Consider the following 7,273-nt stretch of genomic DNA (forward strand, 5'->3'; position numbering starts at 1 on the left):
GCCCCGGGGGGGGGGCGGGGCGGGCCCCCGGCCCGCCCACCGCCGCTGCGCGGCGGACCCTCCTCGAGGTCGGGTCGTGCGGGGCCGGGAGTGCCGGTAGACGGCGGACTCGGAGCCTGCCTGCATTGCCCTTGTGCGCCGGGAGCGTACCTCCCGGCGCACAAACGCATCTATTGTACTCAGCCGCGCCCGGTGTAGTTCGGGGCCTCGACGGTCATCGTGATGTCGTGCGGGTGGCTCTCCTTGAGGCCCGCCGCGGTGATCTGCACGAACTGCGCGCCCTGGAGGTGCTCGATGTTCTGCGAACCGGTGTAGCCCATCGCGGCACGCAGGCCGCCGACGAGCTGGTGGATCACCTGGTTGACCGGGCCGCGGAACGGAACGCGGCCTTCGATGCCCTCGGGGACGAGCTTGTCCTCGGCGAGCACGTCGTCCTGGAAGTAGCGGTCCTTGGAGTACGACTTGGCCTGGCCGCGGCCCTGCATCGCACCGAGCGAGCCCATGCCACGGTAGGCCTTGAACTGCTTGCCGTTCACCAGCACCAGGTCGCCGGGCGACTCGGCGGTGCCCGCGAGCAGCGAGCCGAGCATCACCGTGGACGCACCCGCGGCGATCGCCTTGGCGACGTCGCCGGAGTACTGCACGCCACCGTCGGCGATCACCGGCACGCCGGCGGCCTTGCACGCGGCGACGGCTTCGAGGATCGCGGTGATCTGCGGCGCGCCGACACCGGCGACCACACGAGTGGTGCAGATGGAGCCGGGGCCCACACCCACCTTCACCGCGTCGACGCCCGCCTCGACGAGCGCGGCAGCACCGGCACGCGTGGCGACATTGCCGCCGACGATCTGGATCCGGTCACCGACCTCGGCCTTGACCTTGGCGACCATCTGCAGCACCTGTGACTGGTGGCCGTGCGCGGTGTCGACGATCAGCACGTCGACCCCGGCGTCGGCCAGCGTCATGGCCCGCGACCAGGAATCCTCACCGACACCGATCGCGGCGCCCACCAGCAGGCGGCCGTCGCGGTCCTTGGTGGCGTTGGGGTACTGATCGGTCTTGACGAAGTCCTTGACCGTGATCAGCCCGCGCAGCCTGCCGTTGCCGTCGACGATCGGTAGCTTCTCGATCTTGTGGCGACGCAGCAGCCCCAGCGCGGCCTCGGCGGTGACACCCTCACGGGCGGTGATCAGCGGCGCCTTGGTCATCACCTCGTCCACGCGGCGGTCCTGATCGACCTCGAAGCGCATGTCGCGGTTGGTGATGATGCCCACCAGCGCGCCGGTCTCGTCGACCACCGGCAGACCCGAGATGCGGAAGCGGGCGCACATGGCGTCGACCTCGGCGAGGGTATCGGTGGGACGACAGGTGACCGGGTCGGTCACCATGCCCGCCTCGGAGCGCTTCACCGTCTCCACCTGGGCGGCCTGATCGGCGGCCGAGAGGTTGCGGTGCAGCACACCCATACCGCCCGCACGCGCCATGGCGATGGCCATGCGCGCCTCGGTGACGGTGTCCATGGCCGAGCTCACCAGCGGCGTGCGCAGGGTGATGTCCCTGGTCAGCTTGCTGGAAGTCTCGACCGAGCTGGGGATGAGATCCGAGGCGGCAGGCAGCAACAGCACGTCGTCGAACGTGAGGCCGAGCATGGCGATCTTGGTCGGATCGTCGCCCCCCGTAGGAGGGCGCACCGCGATTCGTTCGCCCGACACGGGATTACTCATTCGGATCGACCCCTCCTGGTCGTCATAGCTACCGACGCGGTAGACACAGTGCGTCGGTGCTCGAGCGGAAAAAGCTTTCGGATGGTCGGCTGGAACAAAGTCGCCGACGCCTGTATTCCATGGTATCCGGCGCCCGGAGACGCCTGTGAAGTGAGCCCTTCCGCAAAACTTGCCCGGTGCATCGCTGGCGCGATGCACCAAGTACTGCGTACCGTGGGGATGTGCGTGACCATCTACCACCTGGCCTGCCGCCGGATCCCTTCGCCGGAGACCCCTCCGACCCGTCCGCCGCGCTCGATGCGATCGAGCCCGGTGAGCCGTTGGATCCTCATGAGCGCCTCGCGGTCGAGGAAGATCTCGCAGACCTCGCCGTATACGAAGCCCTGCTGGCCCACCGCGGTATCCGCGGTCTGGTCGTCAGCTGTGAGGATTGTCGGCAAGATCACTATCACGACTGGGACATGCTGCGGGCGAACCTCCTACAGCTACTGGTCGACGGCACTGTCCGTCCACACGAACCCGCCTACGACCCCACCCCCGAGGCTTATGTCACGTGGGACTACTGCCGCGGCTACGCGGACGCGTCGATGAACGAGGCGTTCCACGGCGACGGGTTCGACGGGTTCGACAACTGAGCTCTCCGGCGACTCGGCACAGCTGAGTCCGTCGCGGCGCCCGCCCTCCTCCACTCTCGGTCACGCGTGCGTGGGGGGAATACGCGGGCCCACACCGGAAATGCCCCAGCACAAGACGAAGGCCCCGAACCTGTTCGGGGCCTTCGTCTTTAGTTCAATTCATCGTGCTGCTACGGCGAGGGCACCGCGGGCGGCGACTGCAGGATGGTCGCCGGCGGAGGCACCTGCTGCGTGGGCGGCAAGCTCGGCAGCGGTGCGGACGTCGGGACCACCGTCGTCGGCACAGTGACGACCGGCGGTGATTCGACGATGGTGGTCGGTGGTGTGGTCGGGTCGACAGTCACCGGCGGGGTCACCGGCGGTTGTGTCGGCTCGACCGGCGGCTGCGACGGCTCGACCGGAACCAGCGGCTTGGTTTCCGGGCCAGGGCCCGGGCCCGGGGTCTGCATGATGACCGGCGGCGGTGTCGACGGATCGGTGGTACCCGCTCCTGGAGCGGTAGGCGCCACCGGCGCGGTGGTACCCGGATTCGTCGTCGGCGGGACCTGAACGGGCGAGCTGGGCTTGGTCGGCGCGGTGGTGGTCGGCGGCAGTTGCGCGCCGATCTCCGGGGCGACCTTGATCAGCTGATCTCGCAGCAGGTTCCAGCGCGCGATCAGATCGTCACGCTTGGCCGGATCGTCGACCTGGCCCGCGTTGGCCGAAGCCTGTTCCAGCCTGGCCTTCGCCTGTTCCGGATTGCCCGAGGTGAGCAGGTTCTGTGCGGCCAGTAGATCTTCGTCGGCGTACTGTACGACGGTGGACTGTGCCTGCTCGCTGAACACGACCTCCTTGACCCGCCACAGCGGATCGCCGGGAGCCGCGCTGTAAGCGAAGGCCGTGATACCGCCGAACACCAGCGCCAGTGCCGCCGCTGCCCCGAAAATCGGGCGGACCAGTCGTAGACGTCCGCGCGAGGAAGCTCCGACTCGAACCTGCCGCGCGCCGATCTCCTGATTGACGGCCGCGAACACGGTGTCGAGATCAGGGCCCGCGGGCATCGGCTCGGCCAGTAGGTCGGCCCGCCAATCCGCGAGTAACGACGCCAGCTGGAACTCTTCGGGACTGTCGGTGCGGACCGGACCATCGCTCGCGATCGCGTCGATCAGCGCATCATCGCTGCGCACCGCCGCAATGTCGACCGGTCCGGAGTCACCGGCATCCTCGGCGGCGTAGGGACCGCTGTCGTGCGATCCGCGCTGCCAAACTTTCCGGTCGCCTAGACCGCGCTCGCCATCCCTAGCCATACATTTCACCTGCCCTCGCCACTTGTGACTTCAGTTTCGCGAGTGCCCTGTGCTGGGCAACCCGTATCGCCCCCGCCGTGCTGCCCACGGCGACTGCGGTTTCCTCTGCTGACAGACCCATGACCAAACGCAGGATCAGGATTTCTCGATGCTTCTCGGGGAGCGTGGCCAGCAGAGTGTTCATCTGCCTGCTCGTCTCCGAGTCGAGAGCCCGCTGTTCCGGCCCGTGGTCGGTGGATATGACATCTGGTACTTCGGCCATCGCCTCCGCCTTGTTACGGGCGGCGTTGCGATGGGCGTCGGCGACCTTGTGCGAAGCGATTCCGTACACGAAGGCCATGAAGGGCCGACCCTGATCCTGATAGCGGGGCAGGGCGGTCATCACAGCCAAACAGACCTCTTGCGCAACATCGTCCGCGGAGAGCTGTCCGCGCTCCGCGGCTCCGATCCTGGCCCTGCAGTAGCGAACCACCAAGGGACGGACCAGTTCCAATACCCGAGCTAAAGCGGTCCTGTCGCCCTGCGCAGCCGCAGCGACGGCGAGGTCCAACTCTTCGCCCATATGCGTCATCGTCAGAGATTTTCCTGGCGTTACGAGTGGCGCGGTCGAATGTGACCGAGCTTCCACCGAAATGGCGGAACGGCACTAACAATAGCGACCCCCGGATCGGCCGCCAGCGGGCGTGGCCGCTTCTAACCGTGCTCTCAGAAAGATCATCCGGAGCGAATCAGGCACCCAGCGGGGCGATGTCCCCACCCCAGGCCCGTAGACGGGCGCCATGATCTGCGGCTTCGCCCGCCGCGGCGCGCGCCGGAGCCGGTTCGGCGACTCCCGAGCGCAGCATCGCGGTGGCCCAGCGCAGTGGGAGAAGGCCGTTTTCGCGGCAGTCCGCGTCGACTCGCACGGCCAGTTCGGCGGACCCGGAGAGGTCACCTGTGGCAGCTGTCGCGGCCGCCACGAGCAGCGCCGATTTCACCTGGTGACGCACAGAGGGAAGCGCCCCGGCGAGTTCGACCGCCGCGACCGCGTCGCGGAGCGCTGCGTCGGCTTCACCGCCGGCGAGCGCGGTCTCGGCGCGCACCCAGTGCCAGCGCACCTCGGCTCGCGGAGGTGCCGCGGCGAGCAGTGGCCGCACCCGGCCGAGCAGTGTGCGGGCCAGCGCGAGTCGTCCGGTGCCGAGGGCATCGGCGGCCAGGCCCGTATACGCGTCGGCGAGCGCCTCGGCGCGCGACGCTCCGGAAGCGCCGAGCGCGATCGCCGCGGCGCGACCGTCGAACGCTGCCGCACCCGCGTGATCACCGAGCTGGCGCAGCAGCGATCCACGGGTGCTCTCGACGAGGGATTTCAGGCCGGGATCGGTCGCGGTTCTGGCCGATATCAGCAGGTCGGCACGGGCGGCGGCATAGCGGCCCTGGCCGCCGAGCGCGACCGCGCGGTACCACCGCGACAACGGGTCCGCCGGCTCCGGCAACTCCGTAGCGGCCAGGCCGGGAGTGGGCCCGAAAGCAGTCGAAACGAGTATTTCGGAACCGATATCCGCGGGTGAGGCCATTGTCTGCACGACGAGACTCTAGCCGCCACCCGCCCCGGGCAGCGCCCATGTTATGGATCGACGAGGGGCAATCAGCAAACAATCAGCATTTCGCTCGAGTGTCGATGTTGCCATCAGGTAAATCTCCGCTCCCCGATGCCACTACCGGAAAGTCTCGAATTCACATGCGTTTCGCGCAATTAACCTTCACGCCCCGTTTTCGCCATCTGCACGCAGTCCGGGCGCGGAGGCCGTTGTGATCCAGCACACCCAGCGGCCCTGGCCGTCGCCGGCACGAACCAGGCCCCGACCGGCGCGACCTGGGAAAATATGGGATGTCTCGGAAACGCGAAGACACCCGATCCATAGCCAACCAAACAGTATGGAGGGATCGGGTGTGAAATGTAAATAGTGAGTAGGTTAAATTTCAGCGTTGCAGATTTACTGAACTCATGCGCCGAACTATTGACGGAAATTCCCGCCTGCACCTAACGTAGCTCATCGCCACGGTTGGCGCCGCGCGAAATCGCAGCGACCTCCGAGCGGCACCGTCAGGCACCGTCGAGCCGGCCACCCCCACCGGGTGGCGCGAAGACCTGCCGCACCACTCGCTCGACAACGCTGACGAGCTCGCGCCTCAAGGAGTTCACATGCCCATGCCCACCCACCTTCCCGGACCGAACGCCGATGTCTGGGACTGGCAGATGCGCGGCTCGTGCCGCGGTCAGGACTCCGCGGTCTTCTTCCACCCCGACGGCGAACGCGGCCGCGCCCGCACAGCGCGCGAGATGCGCGCCAAGGAGATCTGCCGGGCCTGCCCCGTGCTGATGCAATGCCGCACCCATGCCCTCAAGGTCAGCGAGCCCTATGGCATCTGGGGCGGCATGTCCGAGACCGAACGCGAGATGCACGCCCGCCGCAACCGGCGACGGATGGCCGTCTGAGGTCGACCGGACCCGTCTGGCCGGGTTGGCAAATCTGTTCCAATCCGCTGGCCGTGGCGCGCCGAATCTCTAGCAAACAGCTGGCACCCGAATAAAGGGCACCCCCGGCCGCGGGGAGGTCATAGCCTCGGGCTACATTCGTGACCGATGACACAGAATGGGTTCCGAAGCGAAGCCTTTCCACCGAGCGTGGATTCTGCGGTTACCGCACGCGCGGCCGAAGGAGTCGAGCTAGCTGCACTGCTGGAACGATGCGGCCTGTCCGACCAGCAGGCCTTTGCCGAGCTGTACGACCGAACGTCCGCGCGCGTTTTCGGCCTGGTCCTGCGGGTGCTCCACGACCCCGGGTACGCGGAGGAGACCACTCAGGAGGTCTATCTCCAGATCTGGCGTACCGCTACGAGTTTCGACCCCGCCAAGGGGTCGGCGGTGACCTGGCTGATGACGTTGGCACACCGGCGCGCGGTCGACCGGGTTCGCGCCGAGCAAGCCCACACCCAGCGCGAGGTCGCGTACGGGATCCGGGTGCTCGGACACGAATTCGACGAGGTCACCGAGGAGGTGGAACGCAGACTAGAACAACAGGCCGTCCAGCGCGGACTCTCGACCCTCACCGAGACCCAGCGCGAGGCGATCTCGCTCGCCTACTACGGCGGGCGGACCTACGCGGAGGTAGCGACATACCTCGGCATCGGGTTACCGACCGTTAAGTCCCGAATTCGGGACGGATTGACACGACTGAAGAAAAGTTTGGGGGTGACGTGAGATGAACGAAGCCCAGATCGATCTCGCGCACACCGTCGCGCTCGGATTGATCGACGACGAAGACCATCACGCGATCCAGACCATCATCGATACCGAAGACTCCACCCTGTGTACGCAGTTCCTGCGAGAGGTGCGCGGTACCCGCGAAGCTCTCGCCCAGCTCGCGTCCACAACCCCCACCCCACCGCCACCGTCCCTGCGCGCCCGTTTACTGGCCGCACTGGACGCCGAAGATCCCCCGGTAGCCAGCTGACCCACACCGCCCAACCCCAGACCCGCCATGACCGCACTCCCACCCACCACCTGCGACCCCTAGGGAGCAGCGGCCACGCAGTGGCCGGTCGCGGCCGGGTCGCCGGTTAGCCGCCGGGGCGTAGGCGACGAAGG

8 protein-coding genes are annotated in these 7,273 nt (G+C 67.5%); 4 read left to right on the forward strand and 4 right to left on the reverse strand.

Annotated elements, in window-relative coordinates:
- Positions 1-179 precede the first annotated feature (179 nt).
- Positions 180-1,724, reverse strand: coding sequence for an IMP dehydrogenase (guaB, locus tag ACFWF3_RS17545; protein ID WP_378635339.1), 1,545 nt, complete (start codon positions 1,722-1,724; stop codon positions 180-182).
- 221 nt (positions 1,725-1,945) lie between these two features.
- Between guaB and ACFWF3_RS17550 the strand changes: the two genes are divergently transcribed.
- Complete coding sequence (locus ACFWF3_RS17550; RefSeq protein ID WP_022567296.1) at positions 1,946-2,359, forward strand: DUF5319 domain-containing protein; 414 nt, start codon at positions 1,946-1,948, stop codon at positions 2,357-2,359.
- A 170-nt stretch (positions 2,360-2,529) separates the two neighbouring features.
- Here ACFWF3_RS17550 and ACFWF3_RS17555 read toward each other — a convergent pair whose 3' ends face one another.
- The 3 genes from ACFWF3_RS17555 to ACFWF3_RS17565 all read right to left on the reverse strand — a co-directional run bounded on the left by ACFWF3_RS17555 (position 2,530) and on the right by ACFWF3_RS17565 (position 5,198).
- The gene (locus tag ACFWF3_RS17555; protein ID WP_379314476.1) at positions 2,530-3,525 is read right to left on the reverse strand and encodes an anti-sigma-D factor RsdA; all 996 of its coding nucleotides are present in this window, start codon (positions 3,523-3,525) and stop codon (positions 2,530-2,532) included.
- Between the two features lie 112 nt (positions 3,526-3,637).
- Complete coding sequence (locus ACFWF3_RS17560; protein WP_056818204.1) at positions 3,638-4,216, reverse strand: sigma-70 family RNA polymerase sigma factor; 579 nt, start codon at positions 4,214-4,216, stop codon at positions 3,638-3,640.
- Between the two features lie 157 nt (positions 4,217-4,373).
- A complete protein-coding gene (locus ACFWF3_RS17565; protein ID WP_379314478.1) occupies positions 4,374-5,198 on the reverse strand; it encodes a hypothetical protein in 825 nt (274 codons plus the stop codon).
- A gap of 629 nt (positions 5,199-5,827) precedes the next feature.
- Here ACFWF3_RS17565 and ACFWF3_RS17570 point away from each other — a divergent pair.
- From ACFWF3_RS17570 to ACFWF3_RS17580, 3 genes are all read left to right on the forward strand, one after another.
- Positions 5,828-6,121, forward strand: coding sequence for a WhiB family transcriptional regulator (locus ACFWF3_RS17570; RefSeq protein ID WP_022567299.1), 294 nt, complete (start codon positions 5,828-5,830; stop codon positions 6,119-6,121).
- A gap of 147 nt (positions 6,122-6,268) precedes the next feature.
- Complete coding sequence (locus ACFWF3_RS17575; protein ID WP_378635331.1) at positions 6,269-6,886, forward strand: sigma-70 family RNA polymerase sigma factor; 618 nt, start codon at positions 6,269-6,271, stop codon at positions 6,884-6,886.
- Between the two features lies 1 nt (position 6,887).
- Positions 6,888-7,139: a hypothetical protein gene (locus ACFWF3_RS17580; RefSeq protein ID WP_379314477.1), complete on the forward strand. Its 252-nt coding sequence runs from the start codon at positions 6,888-6,890 to the stop codon at positions 7,137-7,139.
- The last annotated feature ends 134 nt before the right edge of the window (positions 7,140-7,273 follow it).

The organism is Nocardia sp. NPDC060220, from assembly GCF_042727815.1.
Classification (GTDB): Bacteria; Actinomycetota; Actinomycetes; order Mycobacteriales; family Mycobacteriaceae; genus Nocardia.

Bases quoted from the DNA above. Each gene is read 5' to 3' on its own strand.
- guaB (WP_378635339.1), bottom strand. From the start codon at position 1,724: ATGAGTAATCCCGTGTCGGGCGAACGAATCGCGGTGCGCCCTCCTACG.
- ACFWF3_RS17560 (WP_056818204.1), bottom strand. From the start codon at position 4,216: ATGACGCATATGGGCGAAGAGTTGGACCTCGCCGTCGCTGCGGCTGCG.
- ACFWF3_RS17565 (WP_379314478.1), bottom strand. From the start codon at position 5,198: ATGGCCTCACCCGCGGATATCGGTTCCGAAATACTCGTTTCGACTGCT.
- ACFWF3_RS17570 (WP_022567299.1), top strand. From the start codon at position 5,828: ATGCCCATGCCCACCCACCTTCCCGGACCGAACGCCGATGTCTGGGAC.
- ACFWF3_RS17575 (WP_378635331.1), top strand. From the start codon at position 6,269: ATGACACAGAATGGGTTCCGAAGCGAAGCCTTTCCACCGAGCGTGGAT.
- ACFWF3_RS17580 (WP_379314477.1), top strand. From the start codon at position 6,888: ATGAACGAAGCCCAGATCGATCTCGCGCACACCGTCGCGCTCGGATTG.